Here is a 25,996-nt window from a genome sequence, read left to right on the forward strand (position 1 = left end):
TGACTACTCTTTTGGGATTTTCTTACTCGCGACGTGATCGCCGCCAATTACTTAGCGACCGTCTTGTAGTCGGATAGCCGCGCGGCGCCAAGTATGAAGGCGAGCCCGCCGTAAACCACCATACCCGCCGCGGCGATCATCAAAACGGCGATCCATTCGCGATTCCAGAAATAAGCGCCAAGGACGGTCGATTGCGCTAGCGCCCACCAAAGAAAAGCCGTCATACCGGCAGATGCAGCGAGTATCCGGCCAAGGCGGCTGAAGAGGCGCACCCCCGGTTTGAATAATCCCAACCGGGAAAGCCGCCACACCAAAAGCCCTACTTGAAGCCATGCGGCAAAAACCGTTGCAACGGCAACTGCGAGAAAGCCAAAGATTGGAAATAATGAAAGCGACATGACCGCATTCACCGCAATCGAGATGAGTGCGTAATTCATCGGTGTTTTCGTGTCTTCTCGTGCAAAAAATGCTGGCGAGAAAATTTTGTGCCAGACAAATGCCGGAAGCCCAGCCCCAAAAATCGCCAGCGCCGCGCCGGTCATGGCAACATCATGCGGCGTAAACGCGGAACGCTGAACCCCAAAGGCGGAAAGCGCATCGGCAGCAATACCCCTGAACAACGCATCACAAATCGGCTCACTCATAATGAGGAACGCAGCTGACGCCGGAATAACGAGGAGTGCTGATAATTCAAGCGATCGATTGAGTGCCCGCGCTGCGCCCGTTTCATCGCCAGCCTTCACCCGTTCCGATAGCATCGGCAGCAATACAATCCCGAGGGCTATACCGATCACCGCCAACGGTAGTTGATAAAGCTGGTCAGCATTCATGAGCCAAGAAACCGCCCCCGGTTCCTGGCTCGCGATATTCGTACCGATGATAAGATTGATTTGAACCGCACCGGCGCTGATAAAACCGGGCGCACCGAGCGCAAACAAACGCTTGACCGAAGGGGTCAGGCGCGGCATTCGCAGTTTCAACAAAAAGCCTTGGCGGTATGCCCCATATAAAAGAATTAAAAGCTGAACGATCCCGCCCGCAAAAACACCCCATGACGCTGCGGCACCAGACACTTCAACATCTGCATTCGCATACATCAAGATTGCCGTGATCAAACAAACATTAAGCGCTAACGGTGCCCCCGCAGAAGCCGCAAAACGCCCAAGTGAGTTTAGGATACCGCTGTAAAGGCCGACCAGCGACATCATCATGAGATAGGGAAACATAATTCGCGTATAAAGCGTCGTTAGTGCGAATTTTTCCGGATCATCTTCGAACCCAGAAGCAATTAGAAATACAAATGCCGGTGCCGCCACCTGAACCAATGCAGTCAACAGCGTCAGTATAAAGATTAGCCCGGCAAGAACTTCTTCGGCAAAATGCTTTGCTTCGGCCTCGCCGCCATCAACCTTTCGTCCTTGGAACATCGGAATAAAGGCAGCATGAAAAGCCCCCTCCGCGAACAGCCGCCGGAACATATTCGGCAACCGAAATGCTGCCCAGAAAGCGTCAGCAACCGGATTGCCGCCCGCACCGATGATGCCCGCCATGAGGATCTGACGCACAAACCCCAACACGCGGCTGAACATCGTCATGCCGCTTACAGTCGCCAGCGATTTAAAAATATTCCCGCTCATAGGGTCTCTTATGAAAAATCAGCAAAAGCCGAAAATTGACGCTTAATGGGGTTCACGCCTCAGAGCCAGCCGTGAGGACCTCAAATAAGGTCTTTTCAATATGCGCAAGCGTTGCAGGGTCCGTTAATTTCTGACCGTTTCGATCCTGAAGATAAAATGCGTCAACAGCACGTTCGCCATAAGTCGAAATATGGGAGGAAATGATTGTGGCCCCCGCATCCGCAAGCGCGCCGGTCAGTTCATAGAGCAATCCCGGGCGGTCAAGACCTTCGGCTTCGATAACGGTTGCGGTTTCTGACGCATTTGGTTCTATCCGCACATCAGCCTCAACGGTGAATATCTCTCGTCGGTCGCCAATACGTCGTCGCAGCTTCGGCGGTGTTTCGGGACGCGTCGATGCGGCGGTCAACAATGCCCCATGAAGACGGCGAGTCTGTTCAACATCTTCGACAGGAACACCATCCGGAGACTGAATAATAAAAATGTCGATTGCCTTGCCATCGGCCGTCGTAAGCGCCTGCACTGTTCTTACGCTCATTCCGGTAGACGCCACCGCACCCGCAAGATCGGCCAACAGGCCGGCCCGGTCATCGGTATAGACAATAGCCTCAAGGTCGCCATCGCGCGGCGTCGCGACCACAGCGCTGTTGGCCGCATCTCGTTCAGCCGCACGTGCGAGCATTGCAAATCGAACGATGATCTCTGGGTCAAGCATACGCATCATAGAATCGTCGAGACGACCTAAAAATGCGTTTTTATCTTGATCAGCCCACCCCACCAACCGCGTTTCGGCTTCGCGTCGCACAAGAACGGCGCGGTCATCAAGTTTTTTCTCTAGTGCTTTATCACCATGTTCAAACCACAACGCCGCACCATCATATAGTTCCGATAGGCGACGTCTTGTCATTTCATCCCATGACTGAACACCAACCACTCGCAAGTGACAAACGGAAATCACCAACATTAAATCTAGTCGCGCGCGTGTACCGACCGAGCGCGCAAAGGCCGAAATAACATGGCTCTCTGTCAAATTCCGTCGCTCAGCCGTGCGTACTAACATCAAATGCCGTGAAGCCGCCCATCCGATAAGCGAGGCATCGGCCTCGTTCATACCAAGGCGCTTGGAAACCCGCGTCACTAGTTTTTCGCAGGCAATCACTGACTTTTCTTTGAGCGACCACTTTGCTTCATGCAGCAAAACGCCATAAAAAAATACAAGAGGGTTTTCTGCATTGCGAACAATGTGCGTTGCAATAGGGTGATCTTCTTCGAGACGATTGCGATAAATATCGACAATAAACCGAACGCACCGAAGCACATGCTCATCAAGGGTAAACCGCCGATAAAGACCATAGTCGATACGGCCAACGATAGAACCAAAGGCTGGGATATATTTTCCCAACAACCCTGTTTCCGTCATAATTCGCAGTACACGGACAGGATCGACTGAATCGGTCAAAATACCCGCAAAGAGTTTTGCGATCACCGGGTCACGGCGCACTTCTAGTGTAACGCTTGCGGTCTGTTCGGTGACGATGGCCAATGCGTCTGGGTGAAAGTCAATTTTCGGCTCTTTGCCGAAGGCGCGAAAAAGTCTGAACATATCGCGCGGTGCGCTGCGCGCACGAGACGGGTTTTCAAAATCAAGCCGTCCGTTACGAATGCGTAAGTTCGGCTTGCCGGAGGCTTCGTCTTGCTGAAGTGCTCGTGGCAACATTTTGGGAAGACGTGGCAGTCGCTTTGATCGTTCTTCCTCAAGGCGCGCACATAAAAGCCGTGTCAATCGACCCACTTCGACGGCGTTGACGAAGTAGTGCTTCATCAACCGCTCCGCAGCCGTCATATTTTTTCGGTCCGCATAGCCTAGACGCGTTGCAATTTCTGGCTGGACATCAAAGGATAGTTTCTCATCGGCGCGACCACGCAAGTCGTGTAAATGCGCCCGCACCGACCACAAAAAACGCTCGGCTTTGACAATCGCCTGACGCTCTGATGCGCCCATGACTTTATCCATCGCCGCATTAGTCTGTACCGCGTCACCATACGCATAATTGTATAGCCACCGAATCGTCTGGAGGTCACGTAGCCCCCCCTTACCTTCTTTCACATCGGGTTCGACAAGATAGCGAGTTTCAAACTGTTTCGCCTGCCGTTCGTTTTGCTCGTCGAGCTTCGCCGTTACAAATTCAGGAATTGTCCGTTTACGCAGCTTGTCATATGCCGTGTGAAATTCGTCAAAAATATCCTTAGACCCACACAAAAACCGCGCATCAAGATAGGCCGTACGCGCGACGATGTCTTCTTTGCAAAAGTCAACGGCGCTTTTTGGTGTATGCGCTGCGTAACCCAGTTTAACGCCAGAATCCCACAATGGGTACAGAAGCTTGTTGAGGGTATCCCGAAGCTGTGTTTCGATCTGAGGCCGATGTAAGAACAATAGGTCAATATCAGAATATGGTGCGAGTTCCGAACGACCAAAGCCACCCACAGCACACACAGCAATATCATCGCCGAAATTATCGCCCGCATTTTTGACTAATGATTTGACCATTTCATCAACGCCGCGCGAAAGTTTAAGCGCAATGCGGTCGCCACGCACGACATCGCGCATGGTTTTACGTCGCAACGTTAACAACGAATTTTTTAAAACCTTGCCTGTCGCGCCATGTGCCTGTCCGGCGCGATCAGCCAGCATTGCTGCGGCAATTGCCTCGTCAAGCGTTTCGCTTGCAAGATAGGATGTATCAGCCGACTGTTTGATTGTCACAAATTGCTTGTCACGGGGTATCGAATGAAAAATTTCACCCCATTGTCGCGCGGCACAATGAAAAATTCAACTGTGGCAAACCGTAAGTTGTTAATGGATGCTCGTTCAAAGAGACGCCAAGCGGCGAAGAACGATCGCCGCACCCGCATGACCATTATCAGCCGCCTTCGCACACCAATGACGAGCCCGGTCAGGGTTTTGAGTATTTTCGCCGAGCGCAAATGTTTCACACAAACGGAACGCCGCCTCGTCCGCTTTTGGAAAGCGGGCTTTTTCAGCCTCAGCAGTAATTTCCAGCCAGCGCACCATATCAACTTCGGATGCCACCACACCGTCACCAAGCTCATACCGCTCGGCTAAACGCCAAGCGGCAACCGGGTCACCGCTTTCAGCTCGCACTGTTTCAATCTCAATCATGTCCTTTAGCGTCGGGCTATGCGCCAATTCTTTTCTACGCAGATCCTCCAGCCGGATAAGCGCAGCGTAATCGCCTGCGCGCGCTGCCTGTTTGAGCAACTGAACACCACCGAGCAGGTTTTCTGCGGAAGCCGCCTCGCCCTCGATCAACATATAGCCGAGATAGCGCTGGGCCTTTGGCTCACCTGCATCCGCACCAACGGTTAATAGCGCCGTTGCAGTAGGGAAATCACCCAGTCGATAGGCCCGTACGCCTTCCTGAATTGCTTCGCTCAATGAAATGGTTTGCGAATTCGTCGCCGGCACTGATGCGTATTGCGGGGTCGCTTCGGGAATCGCTTGTCCAGCCTGCGCGACTGCTGACACTGAGATGACCGCGACCACAGCCGCCATCCAATTTTTCATCTCGGATCCCCACTCAGAAGCGGGAAAAATTCCCCGCCGCAATGGGCGCCCTCATACCTCATCCAAGAGAGATTTCAACCTATAGATCGACTCTAATGCATCTCTTGGTGACATACTATCGGGATCAAGCGCATTGAGTGCATCCGTTAACTGATTATTTTGATGAGGTGTCTCAATTTCTGGCTCAGGCACCGCTGCAAACAGCGGCAATTCAGTCATGCTGCCCCCGCCTTGTCGCCGATCTTCGAGCATTTTCAGGATGACTTCAGCACGCTTAACCGCACCCGGCGGAAGCCCTGCGAGGCGGGCGACAGCAACCCCATAAGAACGGTCAGCCGGCCCCGCCCCAACTTCATGAAGGAATACAACATCACCTTTCCATTCTCGAACTTTCATAGACACGTTATTTAACCGTCGCAGCTTTTCGGCCAACGCCGTTAATTCATGGTAGTGAGTCGCGAAAAGTCCGCGACATCGATTCGTATCATGAAGGTGTTCTACGGCCGCCCATGCAATCGACATCCCATCAAATGTCGATGTACCGCGCCCTATTTCATCAAGCACCACCAGCGAATGCGCCGTGGCCTGATTAAGTATCGCGGCAGTCTCTACCATTTCGACCATAAAAGTAGAGCGCCCACCGGCAAGATCGTCAGATGCGCCGACCCGAGAAAACACGCGGTCAATAATGCCGATATGCGCACGCGTCGCCGGCACATAGAGACCGGCCTGTGCCAGTATAGCGATTAATGCGTTTTGCCGGAGGAAGGTTGATTTACCGGCCATATTCGGGCCCGTCACCAACCACAAATAAGCGTCATCTTTATCGCCAAGCACGCAATCATTCGCGATAAAGCCATCGGAAATTGAACGCTCTACGACCGGGTGACGCCCGCCTTTGATTTCAAACGAAACGCTATCGTCAATAATTGGCCGAACGTATTGATGCTCTAACGCGAGCATCGCGCCAGATGTCGCCACATCAATTTCCGCTATTGCCGCCGCCACAGCCGATATTGCCGTACGCCGTTCCAATATTGTGCGGCAAAGCCCCTCAAATAGCTCAAGCTCTCTTGCTTGGGCCTCATCACGCGCACGCGAAATTTTTGCGTCAAGCTCCGCCAGTTCATTCGTGCTGAATCGAACGGCACTGACCAATGTTTGACGATGGATAAATGTCTCGTTGAGCGGTGCAGACATCAACTTATCGCCTTGGGTCGGCGGTGTTTCGACGAAATAGCCCAGCACATTATTGTGTTTTACTTTAAGCGCCTTCACACCAGACAGCTCTCGGTAATTGGATTCTAGACCAGCAATCACCCGGCGCGATTCATCACGCAGTATACGAACGGAATCAAGGCCCGGGTCAAACCCTTTAGCAATGAACCCACCGTCGCGCGCCAACATCGGCAACTCAGCGCTCAAGGCTTCGCGTAGTTTCGTAACCAATTCCGAAAACCCAGCACCTTTCGCATCTTCTAATGCAATGACACCGTTTTTCAGTTCATCCGGCAACGTATTACCGCCCGCACCCGACGAGATCGTCTGCGCGATCTCTCTTGCTTTCAATAATGCATCGCGTATTGCCGCGAGATCTCTGGGGCCACCGCGCAACGCCCCAAGCCGTGAGATTGCACGAGCGGCGTCAGGTGTTTCTTTTAACAAGCCACGAACCTTATCGGCTAAGTCTCGTGCAACCTCAAAAAATCCAATAGCGTCATGGCGAGCGCCAATATCATTGAGATTCGTTAGCGGAGCCGAGAGCCTTGATGCCAGCAATCGCGCACCCGCACCTGTTACTGTTCGGTCTATCGCCCACAAAAGCGACCCCTTTCGGGTTCCGGTCTGTGTTTGCAATATCTCCAACGACACCCGCGTCGCAGCATCAATCACCATCGCTTCGCTTAACGCGGCCCGGCGCGGCGGGTTTAACGCAGGCATACGCCCCGCCTGCGTCAATGTCACATACCCCAACAATGCGCCAAGCGCCCCACACTCAGGCCTAGAGAACTCCCCAAACCCATCGAGCGAAGCAACCGAATAGGTTTCCATTATGCGCCGTTGACCGGCAGCAGAGTCAAAATAATGCGCAGCCTGGGGGCTTAAGGTCATATCGCGCGACATAACAGGAGTGCGCCATGGGCTGTCGTCGTCAAAATCCGGAACCACAAGTTCTTTAGGAGAGATCGCCGCCAAATCAGCCGCGACCCGATCAACATTTGTTTCGCGTACGGATAACTCTCCGGTGGAGACATCAACCCATGCAATCGCAGCCTCCGCGCCATCGCGGAATATCGCAAGCGCTGCAAGAAAGTTGTTTGACCGCGCATCCAAAAGAGAGTCTTCAACAATTGTACCGGGCGTCACCGTGCGAACGATTTCACGCTTTACAACCGATTTTGATCCGCGCTTTTTTGCCTCCTCGGGGCTTTCCATTTGCTCGCAAATTGCAACCTTGTGTCCTGCGCGAATAAGTTTTGCGAGATAGTTTTCATAAGCGTGAAACGGAACACCACACATCGGAATTGCTTCACCGGCATGTTGACCCCGCTTGGTCAACGCAATATCGAGAGCACGTGCGGCGGCGATTGCATCATCGAAAAACAATTCGTAGAAATCACCCATTCGATAAAAGAGTAATGCATCCTTCGCCGTCCCCTTTATGGAGAGGTACTGCACCATCATCGGTGTCGGCTCGTTCGCAGATTTGGTTTTCGTTTTTGTCATCGGTTGTTCAGAAGCGGTGACCCTGAAAAAGACATTATTAAAAGCCCTTATTGCACGCTAAAAGTAGATTGTTTTCATAGATAATGCCGAAACAAATTGATCTTTCGACCAAACCGGTAAGGATATATCTTGTGAGTGTATATTCCTTATGCCGGTAAACCACATCACCCGAACCGAAATCAATATCGGAGCACGGGCAGCACCGCTTATTGCCCGTGTGAACCGCCGCGCCAAGCGGTTGATTTTGAAGGTCGATCCCGTAACTGGGGAAATTCATGTCACCGCACCAAGCAAAAGCGCGCTTCCACAGGCGATCAGCTTTGCCCACGAGCGAATCGACTGGATTGCCAGCCAACTACAGGACCAATTACGCGGGCGCCCATTCAAAGCCGGTATGACGATCCCCTATCAAGGGATTGATCACATCATCATCCATGATGAAAATCTGCGTGGCGCAGTTCGAATCGATAATGACTTTATGCCCGCCATTCGCGTAGGCGGACGGCCAGAACATCTCAATCGCCGTGTCGCCGATTGGCTTAAGCGGCAAGCACGATTGCGCTTGACCGAGCGCTCAGATTTTTATTGTGAACAACTAAAGCGAAAGCGTGGCCGCATTCAAATTCGCGACACACGCACGCGTTGGGGGTCATGTTCATCCGATGGCTCGCTCTCGTATTCATGGCGACTCATCCTCGCGCCAACCGAAATTCTTGATTATGTGGCTGCCCATGAATGCGCGCACCTGATCCACCTGAATCATTCACCTGCATTTTGGCGCATTGTCCGCGGGCTCGGCGTCGATTGTCGTGGAGCCGCACAATGGTTGAGCACCGAGGGGCCAACCCTTTTCACATATGGCGTTGCTGATTCAGCCCGTTGATTGCAACAGGGTGGCAATCGGGTCCGTTGGTTTTATCGGCGCATTGTAGACTGGCGGCGGCAACGCACGGACCATCATCTCTCGCCATATAATCGCAGGTGCTCTGCCGCCCGTAATCCCATCCATTGGCCGATTGTCGTCACGCCCGACCCAAACCACACCAACCAAACCGCCCGCATGACCAGCAAACCATGCGTCACGATTATTTTGGGACGTACCGGTTTTGCCGGCGACCGCATAACCCGGAATTTTTGCGGCCCGCCCTGTGCCCCATTCGGTTACACTTTGCATCATATCATTGGTTGCGGCGATGGCGCTTGGCGATGCCGCTTCACTTACGATCGTGCCGCCGCGCCGAAAAATTACATCACCGTCCGCTGTTTCGATCCGATCAATTGAATGGGCGACAACTTTAAAACCACCATTCGCGAATGGAACATAAGTTGCGGCTAAATTGAGCGGCGAAATCTCATCAACACCCAGTGCAAGCGACGGCCCAGGATTTAAATTGTCCGACCACCCCATATTTCGTGCAGTTTCACGGACCTTATTTCGACCAACCCGTTCTTGCAGGCGGATCGCCGCACTATTCAACGAACGCGCCAAGGCTTCGCGTAATGTAACCTCGCCATAGAATTTATCTTTATAGTTTCCCGGCGACCACTTTCCGATCTGAACCGGCGCATCAATGATCTTACTATCGGCGTGCTCGCCATGGGACATCGCAGCGAGATAGATAAACGGCTTAAACGCAGAGCCAGGCTGCCGTTTTGCTTGCGTTGCCCGATTATATTGGCTCCGCGCATAATCGCGCCCGCCGATCATTGCCCGCACCGCACCTTCACGGTCCATCATGACTACGGCGCTTTCAATATCGCTTAGACCATCACCGGCCACAGCTAGCCCTGCGATCAAACCCGTTTCTGCCGCCGCCTGCACTTTCGGATCAAAGGTCGTCCGAATAATTAAATCTGCATCAACACTCGGCGAAAGACTACGCGCTTCACGCATCACATGATCAATGAAATATGGTGCTGCTTCAAACCGTGGCGACGCGAGCATCACCGGGTTTGAAATCGCAACATCTGCGGCACGTCTTGTTAAAAAACCTGCGGTGACCATTTGCTCGATAACAAGTCGCCCCCGTTTGCCCGCATCTTCTGGGTTACTGGTCGGCGAATAGCGCGACGGAGCCTTTAACAATCCCGCCAGCACTGCCGCTTCACCGACCGCCAGCTTTGATGCAGGCTTTCCAAAATAACGGTAACTCGCCGCATCAATGCCATAGGCACCAGCACCAAAATACACCCGGTTAAGATAGAGCGTCAGGATTTCGTCTTTGCGAAACTTATGCTCCAACCAAAACGAGAGCATCAATTCTTGGATTTTACGCTTCATGGTGCGCTCACCACTCAGGAATACATTCTTGGCGAGCTGTTGGGTGATGGTCGAACCACCCTGACGAACCGATCCTTCATTGGCATTTACGATCAGCGCCCGAACTATTGAAACCGGGTTGGCACCAAAGTGATGATAGAAATTTCTGTCTTCAACCGCGAGCACCGCGTTCGGAACATGAGCCGGAAGGGACGACAATTTGATCGGGGCACCATGGCTAACCCCATGAAGCATGATCGGTGCGCCATCAGCCGCCAAAAGGGTTACTTTTGGGCCATCACCCTCACGCCAAAGCTCAGCGGTATCGGGAAGATCGCTGGCGAAATAAGCAAAAATTGCCGCAAATGCCACCAGGCCAGTAAAAGCAAAGACGCTCAATTCCGCCGCTGCGCGGCTAAAAGGGGCAAGCGCCGCAAAGCGCGACGGAGCGCGTCGCCGAGCAGCTCTCCGCGTGCTTCGCCGACGGCTTTTAGCCTTAGGGCGGCGTTTAGCCTTTGCTTTTGTCTTTCTACGCACCATAGACCATGCTTCGAATCATGTGGTTAACGAGTGGTAAAGAGAACGCCTGAGAAAGCGATATTTCGCTTCTGTGTGAATTGCGCCATAATCGCTTTTCCATAGGAAACAGAACAAACACAGGATCAACGATATCCTGGGACAATAGTAATCAAGGGGACCCGCCATGACAGAAGCGGCTATATTGGACGATCTGGACGAGAAAACGACTGCGATCGTCAACGCTGCTCGTACCACATTCTTGGCCCGTGGCTTTGATGCGGCCAGCATGGACCAGATTGCCCTAACCGCAGGCGTATCCAAGCGTACGGTTTATAATCGGTTCCGCTCAAAGGAGGAGCTGTTCGGCGCGGCCATCACCGAGACCTGTAAGCACCTTCTGCCCGTAAATGTCAGCGATATCGAAGACACCCTGCCTGCCGACGAATTGATCCGAGCGCTCAGCCGTCTGTTTGTTCAAGGAATATTGGAACCCGAGGCTTTATCATTGCGCCGCATTGCCGCCTTTGAAGCAGAGCGAACCCCGGCGATTGGCCAAGCCTATCTTGAACACGGCCCAGCATCACTGGTCGCTGAATGCGCCCCAATTTTAGCCCGTCTGGCGGCACGGGGTTGCTATTCCATTGAAGATCCGGAAGCCGCGATTTGGCAGTTAGGGGCCTTAATTACAGAGCCGCTGCATACGCGGATTTTGATGGGGGACATGCCGAATGATTTAGACGCGGCAATCGATCATCAAGTCGAGAAAGGGGTCGCCGCCTTTGTAAAGATCTATCGGGTCTAGCCGACAAAGGACCAGGTGCAGCACCGCCGATCAGAATTTTGAAACAAAAAAAACCGGCGCAGTTTGCACTGCGCCGGTTTCTTAATTTGTAGACTGATCTGTTCTTATTCGAACGAAATCACAACATCTGAACGACGGTTCAGAGGCTCACGAACGCCATCAGCCGTTGCTTTAGCAAGGTTTGTCTCGCCATATGATTCCATGCGGATTGCATCGGGTGAAACGCCGTTTGCCACGAGGCCATCACGTACCGCACGGGCACGACGCTCAGAAAGCGCTTGGTTATACGCAGAACTACCTGACGTATCGGTGTTACCTGAAACAACAACAGTATCGATGTCGTTTTCAAGCGCACGAGACGCAGCTTCTTGGATCAACGTATTTGCCTGTGGTGTCAGGTTCGATTTGTCATAATCGAAGTAAACTGTGAAATTGATTGGATCGAGATCAACCGCAGTTTCATCAACCATTTGTGGTGGGCATGAAGCAGAAACCGGTACGCTTGAGCCATCCCAGCAATCTTTATACTGAGGTGCCGCAACTGGCGCAGCAGCTGCACCGAAGTTCCAGCGAAGACCAGCAAACAGGCTGTGTGAATCGTAAGCAGCTTCAAATGCAGCAGGTGTACCGTTCAAAGTACCCGCATATGAACGCTTCTTCGTCGCGAAATAGCGGTATGAAAGGTCAAGTGCGAGACCTTCAGAAAGTTCGATAGCAACACCAGCAATCCCTTGATACGCAAGAGCCCAACGGTCAGCGCCGTAAGCAATTGCCAAAGGTGAAACCGGTGCGCCCGCTGTATTCGTGCCGACAATGTCGTTGTCGATGTTTGCAACACCAACACCAGCACCGATGTAAGGTGCGAAACCGCCACGGCCTAGGTCGAGCAATACGTTGCCCATAACCGCCATTGACGTTGTGTCACCGCTGATTGTGCCTGCTGGAAAGCCAGAAAAACCAAGACCATCTGGATCGATCGAATCGATCGAGTTATTGCGGTACGAAAGCTCTAGTTCTGTACGGAAATTGTTCGCGTATGAGTAACCGAGCGTTGTGTACACACCGATGCCGGGATCATATTCAGCGTCTGAGTCAAACGCGAAAGCACCGCCACCACCAGCTTGGTCGTTGGTGATGTCTTTGCCATTACCCATGTAGCTCAAGCCGGCGCCGATTGCGCCATAGAGGCCTTCATAGGCGTGAGCGGCTGGCGCAATGACCAATGTGGCCGCGGCCGCAATAAGTGTCGTCTTGAGTTTCATCGTTCCCCTCCTCAGGTGGACCAAAGATAAACCGCCAAAGCCCAACTATCGTCCGGGGCTGGCTTCCGGTGAATTTCACAAATTCCGTAGCGGCTCTTCCGCTAGAAATATAGTGCCGTTATGACGAAATTACCTTTTATGCTTAATATCCTCTTAATGATGTTGCAACAACGCATCGGCGCCTAGAGCCCCTGCTGCGTTTTCCTATTACAGGGTTGCTGCGGAGCAACAGTTCTTGCCCGAAAGGGTTCCTAAAAAAGGAAAGTTTATTATGCGTTACGCCTTGATCGCATTGGCCCTTTTGGTGCCGACACCCATTCTTGCTGCTGACGGCGCAAATGATCGTTTGTTGCATAGCCTGCAAGCGGATGTTTCTGCGGATCGTATCGAAGCCGACATTAATCGGCTTGTGGGGTTTGGTACACGTCATACGCTGTCTGAAACAGAATCAGACACACGTGGAATTGGTGCAGCGCGTCGTTGGGTCAAAGCTGAATTCGATAAGATCTCCTCAGATTGTGGCGGCTGCCTTGAAGTCTTTTATGTCAGCGATTTTGTAGAGGGCGAACCCCGCATTCCCAATCGCACAGAGGTTGTAAATGTTATTGCATTGCAACGCGGCACATTAGACCCTGATCGGGTCGTCATGATGAGCGGGGATATCGACTCGCGCGTTAGCGATCCGCTCAATAGCACCTCCGATAGCCCCGGTGCCAATGATAATGCATCGGGCCTTGCTGGCGTCATCGAAGCCGCGCGGGTTCTTTCAAAAGAAAAGTTTGCGGGAACGATCGTTTACGCTGGTCTTTCTGGCGAAGAACAGGGCCTATTCGGCGGCAAAATTCTGGCCGCCCATGCCCTAGCGAATGGCTGGCAGGTCAAAGCTGTGCTGAACAATGATATGATCGGTAACATCAAAGGCATAGATGGCGTCATCGACAATTCGACTGCGCGCGTTTTTTCAGAAGGCACACGCTTCCTCGAAACCGAAGAAGAAGCGCGCATCCGCCGTTTTTCTGGCGGCGAAGTCGACTCGCCGTCGCGCAACCTTGCTCGTTACATTGATCGCCTTGCCGATGACTACATTCCAAATCTCGATGTCATGATGGTCTATCGCCTAGATCGGTTTTCGCGTGGCGGACACCACCGTCCGTTCAACGAAGTCGGTATGCCCGGTGTCCGTATAATGGAAACACACGAAAATTATGTGATGCAACATCAAGATTTGCGCACGGAGGACGGCATCACCTATGGCGATGTTATTGAAGGTGTAAATTTCGATTATGCGCGCAAACTGACATCACTCAATGTTGTTGCGCTTGCGGGAATGGCCTCTGCGCCCCCCTTCCCGGCGAATGTAGAAATAGAAGGTGCCGTACAACCGTCCACCACATTAAAATGGGACGTACCAACCGGACGAAAAGCACGCAATATAGCAGGATATCGCGTTCATTGGCGCCTAACAGATTCACCGCAATGGACGCACAGCATTGATGTCGGCAAAGTGTCTGAATTCACGTTGCAAAACATTGTCATCGACAATTATTTCTTTGGCGTTTCTTCTATCTCTAAAGACGGCGCACAAAGCCCTGTGGTATTCCCCGGCCCAATGGGCAGCTTCGGCGATTAACAAAACCTTCGCAGTCGCAACACAAATTCAGCACAGAGAGAATTCACGGATCGAAATTCAACCTAACTGCGAAAACTTCAGTGCCGACAAAAAAACTTCATGACGGCAAAGTAATGTTTTCTGTGGAATTATGAATTTCGGTCAGTTAGGCTCCGTGTGGGGAAACCGGAATTGAAAACGTGGGGTGTCCAAATGAAAGCAATTCTCTGGCTAATTATTCTTGTTCTTGCTGCTCTCGGTGTCGTGTCCATCGTTGAGTACTTCAATCTTTACGATGTACCGATGATCGATGTTTCTAAAGAAGCATCAGACTTGGCTATTGTCGAATAATCTTCTCTACACCCCCCGATAGTGCTTGCGCTCTTTCGGGGGGTGATTTATCCACCAGCTCAGACGGTGCCCTCTTAACGAGGGAGAATAGGGAATGCGGTGTGAATCCGCAGCTGTACCCGCAACTGTAAGCGGCTAGGCACCTCGCTAATATGCCACTGGAATTTCGGCTTAAGCCAAATCCGGTAAGGCAGCGAAGGGACCAGCGATCCGCGAAGTCAGGAGACCTGCCGTCGACGTCGTCTCTCGCCTGACCGGGAATAGTCAGCCGAGCGGTGAACCCGTCGTGGCGACATCCATTTGTTTTAAGGAGTGTCGCTAATGACCAAATTCTACTCGCCTACCACCATATCTATTTTTTCGCTTGTTGTTTCCGGTTCGTTTTCTAACATCGCGAACGCGCAAATATCGGCCTTTGATCCGCAGAGTGACGAAATTGTCGTCTCGGCAACACGCACGCCAAAATCATTATCCGAAGTCGGGTCAACCGTCACGGTAATCAGCGCTAAAGATATCATCGACAGCCAATATAGTTTTGTATCTGAGGCATTGCGCGACACAGCCGGGGTTGCCATCGCGCGTAACGGCGGCCCCGGTGGCGCTACTGCCGCGCGTATTCGCGGTGCCGCAAGCGGACAAACTTTGGTGATGATTGATGGTATCATCGTCAACGACCCGAGCGCACCGCAGGGCGGATTTAACTTTGCTAATCTTGACGTCGCAGACATCGAACGCATCGAAGTTTTGCATGGGCCACAAAGCCTACTTTACGGGGCCGATGCAATTGGCGGTGTCATTGTCATTACTACCAAGAAAGACCGCTCAGCCACCACCGCATATCTTGAGGGCGGGTCGCGCGGCACGATCAGGGGTGGTGCCACAGCTCTTTTACGTGATGAGCGCGCCTATGGCCGTGTTACCATTTCAGGATCACGGACTGACGGCGTTTCGCGCGCATCAGTCGGTACTGAACAAGATGGTTACCGCAATCTATTCGGATCCTTTTCCGGCGGTATTGCATTGAACGATCAATGGCACGCCGAGTTAATTGCCCGTTACAATGACAGTCACTCAGAGATTGATGGTTTCGCACCGCCGACTTTTAGTTTTGGTGACACGGATGACACTGAGGATGCTGAAAACTACGCCATCGCAGGGAAGCTCTCTCAAGACTTCAATGGATTTAACGGCATGCTTACGGTATCCTATAATGCCATTGACCGTAAAAATCTAAATAATGGCCTAGAGACTTTTTCCGCTAATGGTGACCGTCTTTCTGCTGATTATCTTGGCGCACTGTCTCTGCGGGAGAATATCCAGATCATTGCTGGCGGCGAAATAGAGCGTACGTCGGTCGAGGTTTCTGGCGTTGACGAGTCGGCGAATGCCGGAGCCGTCTTTGCAATGCTTGAGGTGAAACCGATAAACGCACTAACAGTTTCGGCTGGTGTTCGGCGCGACGAGTTTTCAAATTTTGACGGTGCCCCGACTGCCCGTGTGGCCGCTGTCTGGGCTGCGCCGAACGATATGTTCATTCGAGCAAGCTGGGGGCAAGGGTTCCGTGCACCCAGCCTGTTTGAGCTGAATTACAATCAGTTCGGTACAATCCCGAACCCGGATTTACGCCCCGAAAAAGCCAATGGTTTTGACATTGGTTTGGAAAAACGTGTCGGCGATCATTCATTGTCGGCGACATTTTTTCATACGCGGGTTACTGATCAGATTGATTTCGACTTTGCTGGCAGTGGGTATTTCAATATAGATCGCGCTCGTTCACGTGGGGTCGAGATAGCCGCTAACTTTGCGCTTCATGAGACATTGTCGGCTCGGCTGTCCTATAGCTTTACCGACGCGATTGACCTCGGCACTGACGCCCGTTTGCTGCGTCAGCCAAAACACAAATCCGTTGCTGTACTCACCTATCGGCCAATCGAACAACTCAACCTTTCCACTAGCATTACCTATAATGGTTCGGAGGCTGATTTCCCGGTCGGAAACGATGACTTTATTCGCCTCGACCTTCGCGCGGCATACGCATTTACAGACCAATTAGAAATTTATGGCCGCGTAGAAAATGCAACGGATACAAAATATGAAGATGTATCGGGCTATAGCGAACCTGGCGTTTCTGTCTTCGGCGGCATCAGAGTTCGACTTTGATGTTTAAGCGCGCCATTCTCTCAATGGCCATGTTGGTGGTGCTAAGCACCGCCAACGCTAAACCAAATGTGGTTTCGATAGACTATTGCGCTGATCAATATGTTTTAAAGCTTGCTGATCCAGATCAGGTTTTAGCGGTATCGCGTGGGGCAGATAAAGATTATTCCTACATGCGCACGGCCGTCGGATCACATCATAAAGTCCGGGCGACGCGCGAAGAGGTTTTTACTCTAGAGCCTGAAGTAATCATTCGACAATGGGGTGGTGGTGCAAATGCCGAATCTGCTTTTAGCGCGTTCGGCGCGAATGTCGTAACCCTTGGTAACGCTAACAATTTTGAAGATATAATCGAAAACATCCGATTAGTTGCAAGTGCATTAAAGCAAACCGCACGCGGCGAAGCATTGATAAGAAATCTGCGTGCGCGGCTTTCTGCGCTCCCCGAAAACAATGAGGTTCGGGCACTTTACGTCACGCCGGGGGGCGTCACCGCCGGTGATAAAACTATGATCCATGCTATTATTGCGGCGGCGGGCGCGCGCAACATCACCGCAGAAGAAGGCAAAAGTTATTACCCACCTCTTTCCGCCGAGGCGTTACTACTTGAACCGCCGGAATTTGTTGTTGCTGGATTTTTCCAATCGCGCGATCAAGACGTCAACCATTGGTCGGCGGTGCACCACCCCGCCCTCACTAAGGTGATCGCAGATCGCCCTCATATTAGTCTGCCGCCTGATTTGATTTCGTGCTCAGCATGGTTTGGTGTCGAGGCGGCTGAATTAATCGCTGCGGCGATTGCGGAGAACGACCGATGAAAACAATCCTTCATCACCAGACGCTTTCCATTTCCCTCGTTGTCCTAAGCTCTATACTGATTATCATATCACTGTTTATAGGCCCCGCATCCATCGCCCCAACCGCTGCTATTGCAGCGCTTTTTAATGATCACGGCGCTATAAGCGTTGTCGTCCGCGAAATACGACTACCGCGCGCGCTTGCCGCTTGGGTTGCTGGCGCTTGCCTCGGTGCTGCCGGGGCCGGGCTTCAAGGGTTATTGCGCAACCCACTTGCGGACCCCGGTGTGCTTGGGGTATCTGCGGCAGCCGCCTTAGGCGCTGTTCTCTCTATATATTTTAATTTCGCCACCCTGGCTTTTTGGGTGACGCCATTTTCGGCGATCCTTTTTGCGCTTGGCGCAACCACAATATTATATGTTTTGGGCGCAGGACGGGTTTCAACCGCAAGGTTGATTTTAATCGGCGTAGGAATTTCATCGCTTTGTGGGGCGCTACTCTCTCTCGTCATGAATCTGTCCCCTAACCCTTACGCACTTTCTGATCTTATAAATTGGCTTTTCGGCACCGTAGCCAATCGCAGTTTCCAAGACATCGCTTTAACCGTACCATTCACAGTCGTAGGATTCGCAGCGATATATGCGAGTGGGCCTGGACTATCCGCCCTAACGCTGGGCGAGGAAACTGCCGCAACGATCGGCGCGAATCTTGCGCGCACGACAATGCTCGTGATTGCGGGGGCCGCAGCGCTTGTGGGTGCAAGCGTAGCGATTGCGGGCGCGATTGGTTTTATCGGCATCGTCGCCCCACATATCGTTCGCGCGTTTTCTGGCCACAATCCCGCACACGTGCTCGTACCCAGCGCACTTCTTGGTGGCGCGATACTAACCGCTGCGGACCTTATGATCCGCGTTCTTCCATTTGATCAGGAACTAAAACTCGGCGTTGCAGCAGCACTTATAGGTGCGCCGGGTTTCGTATGGGTCGCCATGAGCAGTAAACGGATTACGTCATGACAATCAATATGCACAGTTTTTGTGTTTCTCTTGGTGGCACCGAGATTTTACGCAACGTATATTTGAACATTTCCCCCGGTGAGTTTATCGGGCTTGTCGGCCCAAATGGCGCTGGAAAATCTACGCTATTGCGGGCTCTGGCCGGACTCCAGTCCGGTGATGCCGGCCAATGTACCGTAAACGAACAAAACATCTCGGAATTATCGCCAATAGAACGAGCAAAAAAACTTGCTTACTTGCCACAATCACGGCCGGTTTATTGGTCAATGATCGCGCGCGACGTAGTTGCGCTTGGGCGATTTGCATATGGCAGCCCGTTGCAGATTGATGCGCGGGATGCAAAAGCGGTCGATAACGCCCTAATGGCCACGGGCGCAACCCATTTGAAAGCCCGACCCGTGGGAGAACTTTCTGGGGGGGAGCGCGCACGAATTCACCTTGCGCGTACATTGGCCGCAGAAACACCGATCATCATTGCCGATGAACCTATTGCGGCGCTTGATCCCGCCCACCAGCTATCGGTCATGCAAATGCTGCGGGACAAAGCAAACAATGGAAGCTCTGTCATCGCCGCACTTCACGAACTACCATTGGCATCGCGTTTCTGCACTCGGATCATTGTTCTTGATCAAGGTAGAATTGTCGGTGATGCCGACGCAAAAATATTACCCACCGAAGTTATTGAATGCACTTTTGGCGTAACCCCTATGCGTGACCAGAGCGGAATTATCAATGGCTTGCTGCCGAAAATCACCTAAGAAAATCCGCACTAGGAAAGGGATTTCTCTTTGCGCCAATAGATTTCATTGACCCCGATATTCCGCGCTTCAATTCGCGCGGCAATAAAGAAGACATCGGAAAGCCGGTTCAAATATTGAAGCGCGAAAATCGCCTCTGGCGCATCGCGATAAAACGTTGCCATCGAGCGTTCAATTCGGCGGCAGGTTGCCCGCGCCACGTGGCAAAAACCAAGTACCGGCGCGCCGCCGGGAAGAATAAACTCCTTCAGCGGCGGCAAATCTGTGTTCAACTCTTCAGCCGCACCATCGAGCCGCGCAACATGACGTTCAGATAAAAGCGGCGTACCCGGAAAACACAAAGCCCCACCGAGATCAAAAAGATCGTGTTGAATCTCCGAAAGCAGTGCCGGTAGCACTCCAGCAGAAAGATGGCTTTGCACCACGCCAACCCAGCTATTCAGCTCATCCACATCGCCCAATAGCGCAACTCGCGCGTCATCTTTAGGGACACGGGTTCCATCGCCCAGTGATGTTTCTCCTTTATCACCGCCCCTCGTCACAATTTTCGTCAGTCGGTTACTCATTTAAACACCGTCATACCGCGTAGACGCTTCATACAACAAAAAAGCGCCCGGCGATAACCGGGCGCTTTTCCTTTAAGCAATCAAGACATTTACGCGCCTTTTTTCTCAGGAGGATGAATGCCCCCTTCCATTGGCTGCCCCGCTTGCGCTTCGCCAGCAAGTGCATGGGACGGGTCACCCATCGTATCAATATGCATAAGCTTCTTGATCAATGGTGACACTAATAACATCACGAAACCTATCGCCATCGCCACGTAACCGACATTGGTATATACCGTCACATAAGTGGCTTTGGCAGCAGCAACATCCGTCAGCTGACCACCAATAGTCTCCGCACCAGTCCCGCGTGCAATAACACCCGCAAGATAGTTAGAAAGACCAGAGTATAGGAACCAAGCTCCCATGCTCATGCCAACGGCACGGGCTGGGGCAAGCTTGGTAACCTGCGAAAGCCCAACCGGCGATACCATCAATTCGCCCATGGTATGAACCCAATAGATCAAGAAGATAAAATAGACCGCCGTCATTGCAACGCCAGAACCCGACGCCGCAATTCCGCCAACAAGTGACAAGAATCCTAATCCAGCAAGGAACACGCCAATCGCAAATTTCACTGGTGCAGATGGTTCCATCTTACGCTTGGCAAGTGCGATCCACATCCATGCAAAAACTGGCGCAAACACAACGATGTAGGCTGCATTGAGGAATTGAAAGACAGGTGTCGGCACAGAAATGCCGAACATTGTTCTGTCTACCAAACGGTCGGTGAAAAGGGTGAGCGAAGAACCCGCCTGTTCAAACAATGCCCAGAACGGGATCTGAGCAAGAATGAAGTAGATCGCGGCCAGCATTCGATCACGTTCCGTACCTTTGAGCTTCGTTACCGCATACCCGATGAGAAAGACGAGGATCAAAATACCAAGACCGCCAACGAACCACTCCTCGATGAGATGCGAGTTCATCACAGTAAGCATCGCAACAATAATGATGCCGACACCAGCCAAATAGCATGCCCATTCCACATTGATTGGGCCAAAGACTTTTTCTTTTAGCTTTGCATAACTCGGCGGATCCGCACGGCCCTCAAGCCAGGGTTGGAAAAACAAGAACGTCAAAAGGCCGGCAAGCATACCAATGCCAGCAAGGCCAAAGCCCCATTTCCAACCCCAAACAATACCGATGATGCCGACAGTCAATGACGATAGCAGCGACCCAAGGTTGATTCCCATATAGAAAATAGTGAAACCCGAATCTCGCCGCGTATCACCAAGCCCATAAAGCGCACCAACAATGGTTGAGATATTCGCCTTTAGGAAGCCAACACCCGCAATAATCAGCGCTAGCGCCAAATAGAGCGTGTTGACGAAAACCTCTTCTTGTTCGATTCGCGTGTCATAAGCATCCGTTGGAATGGAGGCTGGCAAGCCGACAATTTCGGGCTGTTCAATCAACATCTCTTTTGCGCCCTCGCTAAAGGTGATGACTGATTGTCCGTTGTCGGAAATAATGATTTGTGGCGCATCGCCACCCCGACCATCAAGCGTGATCTGATACTCTTGTCCTTCATAGGTTAGTATCTCTTTTGAGCCACTCCCCTCGAAAGCCATCAACCCGTGACCCATCACAAGAAGAATTGCGCCATAGGTCACCGCTTTTCGTTGTCCAAGATACTTGTCCGCCAACGATCCGCCGATGATGGTCATCACATAAACCAGCGCAGTGTATGCGCCATACATGACTGCCGAACGCTCGTCCGAGAACAAGAAATGTTGGGTCAAATAAAGGACCAACAGTCCCCGCATGCCGTAATATGAAAACCGCTCCCACATTTCGGTGAAAAACAAAATGAAAAGGCCGCGTGGATGGCCAAGTATCGTTTTTTCGCCCGGGGGAATTGCCCCAACGGCGCCTGAATCGCTCATAAATGCTCCTTGCGCAGCACCCAAATCCGCAGAAAGCTGATCGGGCTGCCCTTATATTCACCCCATGCGTCGCCCCCTCCGGACGCGCATAAGCGGACACAATAAGCTCAAAATAGACGGAAAATCCAGCCGTTACGCACCCCCGGCATTTAGAAGATTGCCTCAACGTGACCGCATAGAATGGCCGAATATCCCAATGGCTGCGCTTAGAGTTCGAAAATTGATCTGGAGATTATCGCGATTTCAAAAGGAGGGCGCGAATCAACCCTGCCGCCGAAATCACCAACCAAAATACCTCAATCACAAATGACGCTGCATTGAATGTATTGGAAAGCGAATAAAGAATAAGGATGGCCCCGATACCATTAAGGCCGGGATAGAGCGGTTTGCGCACATCCATTCGGCCCATCTGCGACAAGAAATATGTCCCAACCACGAGGGCAACACCAACAAACCCGACAAAGTCTGGAACAGTAAGCTGCATCTTATTGGTTTATCGGAATATCGATAATTGTCGAGGGCACAAAACAAAAATTGACTATCGCCGGATTAGTCACGCCTTAGATGGGCGGAGTCCAAAAACATTTGCCCGTTTCGCGATATTTCGCCCCCAGCCCTTTATAAAAAGAAATTGCCTTTTTGTTTTCCGGCCTCACCGTCCAGCTCACTTGGGCCGATTGTTCTGTGGCAACCTCGAACACAGCTCGCATTAACGCTTCCCCCGCCCCATGGCCTCTACACTCAGCCACGACGAATAAGTCATCCAGCGTAATACGCGTGCGTCCGCTCCAAAGGTGAAAATCATGCGTATAGGTCGCATACCCTATTGGTCTGCCATCGAGAACTGCGAAAAAACCGCTCCACTTTGGATTTGGCCCAAAACCGGAATTACGCAACTCTTCGGGCGTGACCGTTAAAAACTGGTCCTCACCCTCATGAATCGCCAGCGCAGTAATAAAGTCATAAAGCGTATCAACCTCATTCTCGGCAATACGCGTTATGTTCAATTTCATGGGCACAATACTAGACGTTACGCCTGCATCGTCCAGCCTTCAACGGCCATCGCCGCTTGGCGGACGGCCTCGGATCGAGTGGGATGGGCATGGCATGTGCGCGCGATATCTTCGGATGCACCACCAAACTCCATGACGCTGACGGCCTCGGCAATCAACTCACCGGCCTCGACACCAACAATATGAACACCGAGCACGCGATCTGTTTCAGCATCAGCAAGCACTTTCACAAAACCATCTGTCTCATGATTAGTTTTCGCTCGACTGTTTGCCATGAATGGGAATTTACCAGTCTTATAGGAAACCCCTTCCTCTTTGAGCTGCTCTTCAGTTTTACCAACTGACGCCACTTCCGGATAGGTATAAACCACATTCGGCACAGTCTCGTAATTTACGTGACCAGCTTTTCCTGCAATCAACTCGATGCAAGCGACCGCGTCATCCTCGGCTTTATGCGCCAACATAGGCCCATGAATGCAATCGCCAACCGCCCAAACTCCATCCACATTCGTCTTGAAGTGGTCAGTCAAAATAAATCCGCGCTTATCCGTTTTAACGCCAACGGTTTCAAGACCGAGTTTGTCCGTATGAGGACGACGCCCGATTGCAACTAAAACCGCATCAGCCGTGATGGTTTCGACCTCACCGCCCGCAGCAGGTTCTACGGTGAGCTTAACGTTGGATTTGTTTTTCTTTGCGCCCGTCACTTTTGACGAAAGCTTAAAGTCAACGCCCTGTTTTTTCAGAATACGCTGGAATTGTTTGGAAACTTCACCATCCATAGTTGGCAGAATTCGATCAAGAAATTCAACGACCGTTACTTTCGCACCGACCCGGCGCCAAACTGAACCAAGTTCCAAGCCAATAACACCGCCGCCAATAACAACGAGATGCTTTGGCACTTTCGGTAACGCCAAAGCACCTGTGGACGACACAATCTGTGTCTCATCAATTTCGACGCCCGGCAACGGCGTCACTTCGGAACCCGTTGCTATAACAATATTTTTTGCCTCAAGCTCAACGGTCTTCTCGCCCGTCACACGAACCTTACCGGGCGCAATGATCTCACCAGCCCCAAGAAACGTCGTGACTTTGTTTTTCTTCATCAGAAACTCAACGCCGTTCGTCAGCGCATCGACGGCATCATCTTTTTGTTTGAGCATCTGTGGGAGATCAAGCGACACACCAGACGTTTTGATTCCAAGACCAGCAAAATCTTTCTCCGCGATCTCATAGAGCTGCGATGCGTGGAGCAGCGCCTTTGACGGAATGCAACCAACGTTCAAGCAGGTTCCGCCAAGTTTTTTATTATCGCGCTTTTCGATTATCGCAGTCTTCAGCCCCAATTGACCGGCGCGAATAGCCGCGTTGTATCCGCCGGGACCGGCACCAATAATCACGACGTCAAATGATTCACTCATCTGAATTCCTTACTATTGTAAAAGCAAAAACCGGCGCGAAATCGCGCCGGCAAAAGATTAAAGGTCCAACAACAAACGCTGCGGATCTTCGAGGTTCTCTTTGACACGCACAAGGAATGTCACCGCACCTTTTCCGTCAACGATGCGATGATCGTAAGACATAGCAAGGTACATCATTGGGCGGATTATCACTTCGCCATTGCGCGCGATTGGACGTTGTTCAATGCGGTGCATCCCAAGGATGCCCGATTGCGGTTGATTGAGGATCGGCGTCGAGAGAAGCGAGCCATAAACACCACCATTTGAGATAGTGAAAGTACCACCCTGCATATCTTCGAGTTTCAAATCACCAGAGCGAGCTTTACGGCCATAATCAGCAATCTCAAGCTCAATCTCAGCCATTGATTTCAAGTCAGCATCACGAATAATCGGTACGACCAGACCTTTTTCCGTACCTACGGCAACACCAATATCATAATGATTTTTGTAAATAATGTCGGTGCCATCAATTTCAGCATTAACATCTGGCACTTCTTTCAGTGCATGGACGCAGGCCTTAACAAAGAATGACATAAAGCCTAGCTTAATACCGTGCTTTTTATCAAATAGATCCTTGTACTGATTACGAAGCTCCATGACTGCCGTCATATCGACATCATTAAATGTCGTTAGCATCGCCGCGCTGTCCTGCGCTTCTTTCAACCGACGCGCAATTGTCTGGCGCAGACGAGACATCTTTACGCGCTCTTCGCGTTCGCCAAGGTCGCGTGGTGCGGATGGTGCACGCGTTTGTTGTGCTGGTGTCGACTGAGCAGCCAAGGCGTCGCCCTTGGTTACCCGACCGCCTTTACCTGATCCCTGGATCGCCGTCGCATCAAGGCCGCGCTCCGCAACCACCCGGCGCGGTGCCGGTGAAAGCGGTTTATCATTGCTGGCTGATACATCGTGTCCAGCCGCTGCTGCCGCACGCGGTGACGGACGATTAGCATCGCCAATCTCGCTAGACGAAGCCACACCATTAGCAGAAGCCCCAGCTTCGATAATTGCGATCAGCGAGCCGACTTCAACCGTATCGCCTTCCGCAGCAATGATTTTTTTGATCACACCGCCCGCCGGTGCTGGGACATCCATGGCCGCTTTATCTGTTTCCAGACTGACAATTGGCTCGTCCAGCTCGACTGCGTCGCCTTCTTTTTTCAACCATTCGCCGATATCGGCTTCGGTTACGGATTCGCCAGACGCAGGTACCCGCACTTCAATCTCTTCACCGCCGCCCGAGGCAGCCGCAGGTTTTGATTCAGTCTTTTTCGACGCTGGTTCCGTCTTTGCTTCTGCCGATGCGCCCGCAGCTTCAATCGCGCCCAACAGTGCATCCACCTCAACGGTGTCGCCTTCATTGGCAGAAATACTAGCGAGAACACCCGCTGCCGGCGCAGGCACCTCGACCGAAACTTTGTCCGTCTCCAGCTCAACCAACGGTTCATCAACGTTTACTGCGTCGCCCTCGTTCTTCATCCATTTCGCAATCGTGGCTTCGGTTACGGACTCGCCAAGCGTTGGGACGCGGATTTCGGTAGCCATGCTTTAATC

20 protein-coding genes and 1 riboswitch are annotated in these 25,996 nt (G+C 51.9%); of the genes, 8 read left to right on the top strand and 12 right to left on the bottom strand.

The window, feature by feature from the left end:
• Positions 1–47: 47 nt before the first annotated feature.
• The 4 genes from murJ to mutS all read right to left on the bottom strand — a co-directional run bounded on the left by murJ (position 48) and on the right by mutS (position 7,953).
• Complete coding sequence (murJ, locus tag ABFZ84_RS02670; protein ID WP_369312364.1) at positions 48–1,637, bottom strand: murein biosynthesis integral membrane protein MurJ; 1,590 nt, start codon at positions 1,635–1,637, stop codon at positions 48–50.
• Between the two features lie 52 nt (positions 1,638–1,689).
• The gene (gene glnD / locus ABFZ84_RS02675; protein WP_369312365.1) at positions 1,690–4,404 is read right to left on the bottom strand and encodes a [protein-PII] uridylyltransferase; all 2,715 of its coding nucleotides are present in this window, start codon (positions 4,402–4,404) and stop codon (positions 1,690–1,692) included.
• 105 nt (positions 4,405–4,509) lie between these two features.
• Complete coding sequence (locus tag ABFZ84_RS02680; protein ID WP_369312366.1) at positions 4,510–5,226, bottom strand: tetratricopeptide repeat protein; 717 nt, start codon at positions 5,224–5,226, stop codon at positions 4,510–4,512.
• A 51-nt stretch (positions 5,227–5,277) separates the two neighbouring features.
• On the bottom strand, positions 5,278–7,953 hold the full coding sequence (gene mutS, locus ABFZ84_RS02685) for a DNA mismatch repair protein MutS (protein WP_369312367.1): 2,676 nt from the start codon (positions 7,951–7,953) through the stop codon (positions 5,278–5,280).
• 148 nt (positions 7,954–8,101) lie between these two features.
• Between mutS and ABFZ84_RS02690 the strand changes: the two genes are divergently transcribed.
• Entirely contained in the window at positions 8,102–8,836 is a 735-nt protein-coding gene (locus tag ABFZ84_RS02690) for a M48 family metallopeptidase (RefSeq protein ID WP_369312368.1), read from the top strand.
• Here ABFZ84_RS02690 and ABFZ84_RS02695 read toward each other — a convergent pair.
• Complete coding sequence (locus ABFZ84_RS02695; RefSeq protein WP_369312369.1) at positions 8,825–10,612, bottom strand: transglycosylase domain-containing protein; 1,788 nt, start codon at positions 10,610–10,612, stop codon at positions 8,825–8,827. The two genes, ABFZ84_RS02690 and ABFZ84_RS02695, sit on opposite strands and share 12 nt — an antisense overlap.
• Positions 10,613–10,916: 304 nt before the next feature.
• Here ABFZ84_RS02695 and ABFZ84_RS02700 point away from each other — a divergent pair, with 304 nt between their 5' ends.
• Positions 10,917–11,534 carry a TetR/AcrR family transcriptional regulator gene (locus ABFZ84_RS02700; RefSeq protein ID WP_369312370.1) on the top strand — a complete coding sequence of 206 codons (618 nt, stop codon included), beginning with the start codon at positions 10,917–10,919 and terminating at the stop codon, positions 11,532–11,534.
• 104 nt (positions 11,535–11,638) lie between these two features.
• Here ABFZ84_RS02700 and ABFZ84_RS02705 read toward each other — a convergent pair whose 3' ends face one another.
• Positions 11,639–12,796, bottom strand: a complete 1,158-nt coding sequence (locus ABFZ84_RS02705; protein WP_369312371.1) for an OmpA family protein — start codon at positions 12,794–12,796, stop codon at positions 11,639–11,641.
• 271 nt (positions 12,797–13,067) lie between these two features.
• Here ABFZ84_RS02705 and ABFZ84_RS02710 point away from each other — a divergent pair, with 271 nt between their 5' ends.
• From ABFZ84_RS02710 to ABFZ84_RS02735, 6 genes are all read left to right on the top strand, one after another.
• The gene (locus ABFZ84_RS02710) at positions 13,068–14,426 is read left to right on the top strand and encodes a M28 family metallopeptidase (protein WP_369312372.1); all 1,359 of its coding nucleotides are present in this window, start codon (positions 13,068–13,070) and stop codon (positions 14,424–14,426) included.
• Between the two features lie 171 nt (positions 14,427–14,597).
• On the top strand, positions 14,598–14,756 hold the full coding sequence (locus ABFZ84_RS02715; protein WP_369312373.1) for a hypothetical protein: 159 nt from the start codon (positions 14,598–14,600) through the stop codon (positions 14,754–14,756).
• A 47-nt stretch (positions 14,757–14,803) separates the two neighbouring features.
• Positions 14,804–15,005, top strand: a riboswitch (cobalamin riboswitch).
• Between the two features lie 72 nt (positions 15,006–15,077).
• Positions 15,078–16,916: a TonB-dependent receptor plug domain-containing protein gene (locus ABFZ84_RS02720; RefSeq protein ID WP_369312374.1), complete on the top strand. Its 1,839-nt coding sequence runs from the start codon at positions 15,078–15,080 to the stop codon at positions 16,914–16,916.
• Positions 16,916–17,731, top strand: coding sequence for an ABC transporter substrate-binding protein (locus ABFZ84_RS02725; protein WP_369312375.1), 816 nt, complete (start codon positions 16,916–16,918; stop codon positions 17,729–17,731). The genes ABFZ84_RS02720 and ABFZ84_RS02725 overlap by 1 nt, the downstream gene beginning before the upstream one ends.
• Positions 17,728–18,726 carry a FecCD family ABC transporter permease gene (locus tag ABFZ84_RS02730; protein ID WP_369312376.1) on the top strand — a complete coding sequence of 333 codons (999 nt, stop codon included), beginning with the start codon at positions 17,728–17,730 and terminating at the stop codon, positions 18,724–18,726. Before ABFZ84_RS02725 ends, ABFZ84_RS02730 begins: the two co-directional genes overlap by 4 nt.
• Positions 18,723–19,484 carry an ABC transporter ATP-binding protein gene (locus tag ABFZ84_RS02735; protein ID WP_369312377.1) on the top strand — a complete coding sequence of 254 codons (762 nt, stop codon included), beginning with the start codon at positions 18,723–18,725 and terminating at the stop codon, positions 19,482–19,484. Before ABFZ84_RS02730 ends, ABFZ84_RS02735 begins: the two co-directional genes overlap by 4 nt.
• A gap of 11 nt (positions 19,485–19,495) precedes the next feature.
• On the opposite strand, the gene ABFZ84_RS02740 is transcribed toward ABFZ84_RS02735, so the two are convergent.
• From ABFZ84_RS02740 to odhB, 6 genes are all read right to left on the bottom strand, one after another.
• The gene (locus ABFZ84_RS02740; RefSeq protein WP_369312378.1) at positions 19,496–20,050 is read right to left on the bottom strand and encodes a cob(I)yrinic acid a,c-diamide adenosyltransferase; all 555 of its coding nucleotides are present in this window, start codon (positions 20,048–20,050) and stop codon (positions 19,496–19,498) included.
• An 89-nt stretch (positions 20,051–20,139) separates the two neighbouring features.
• Positions 20,140–21,972 (bottom strand): peptide MFS transporter, encoded by a 1,833-nt coding sequence (locus ABFZ84_RS02745; protein ID WP_369312379.1) that lies wholly within the window; start codon positions 21,970–21,972, stop codon positions 20,140–20,142.
• 232 nt (positions 21,973–22,204) lie between these two features.
• Positions 22,205–22,456: a CBU_0592 family membrane protein gene (locus ABFZ84_RS02750; protein WP_369312380.1), complete on the bottom strand. Its 252-nt coding sequence runs from the start codon at positions 22,454–22,456 to the stop codon at positions 22,205–22,207.
• A 76-nt stretch (positions 22,457–22,532) separates the two neighbouring features.
• Positions 22,533–22,985 (bottom strand): GNAT family N-acetyltransferase, encoded by a 453-nt coding sequence (locus ABFZ84_RS02755; RefSeq protein ID WP_369312381.1) that lies wholly within the window; start codon positions 22,983–22,985, stop codon positions 22,533–22,535.
• Positions 22,986–23,002: 17 nt separating this feature from the next.
• Positions 23,003–24,406: a dihydrolipoyl dehydrogenase gene (gene lpdA, locus ABFZ84_RS02760; RefSeq protein ID WP_369312382.1), complete on the bottom strand. Its 1,404-nt coding sequence runs from the start codon at positions 24,404–24,406 to the stop codon at positions 23,003–23,005.
• Between the two features lie 57 nt (positions 24,407–24,463).
• Positions 24,464–25,987 (bottom strand): 2-oxoglutarate dehydrogenase complex dihydrolipoyllysine-residue succinyltransferase, encoded by a 1,524-nt coding sequence (odhB, locus tag ABFZ84_RS02765; protein WP_369312383.1) that lies wholly within the window; start codon positions 25,985–25,987, stop codon positions 24,464–24,466.
• Positions 25,988–25,996 lie beyond the last annotated feature (9 nt).

Origin of the sequence: Hyphococcus lacteus (assembly GCF_041058985.1) — a bacterium.
GTDB lineage: Bacteria > Pseudomonadota > Alphaproteobacteria > Caulobacterales > Parvularculaceae > Hyphococcus > Hyphococcus lacteus.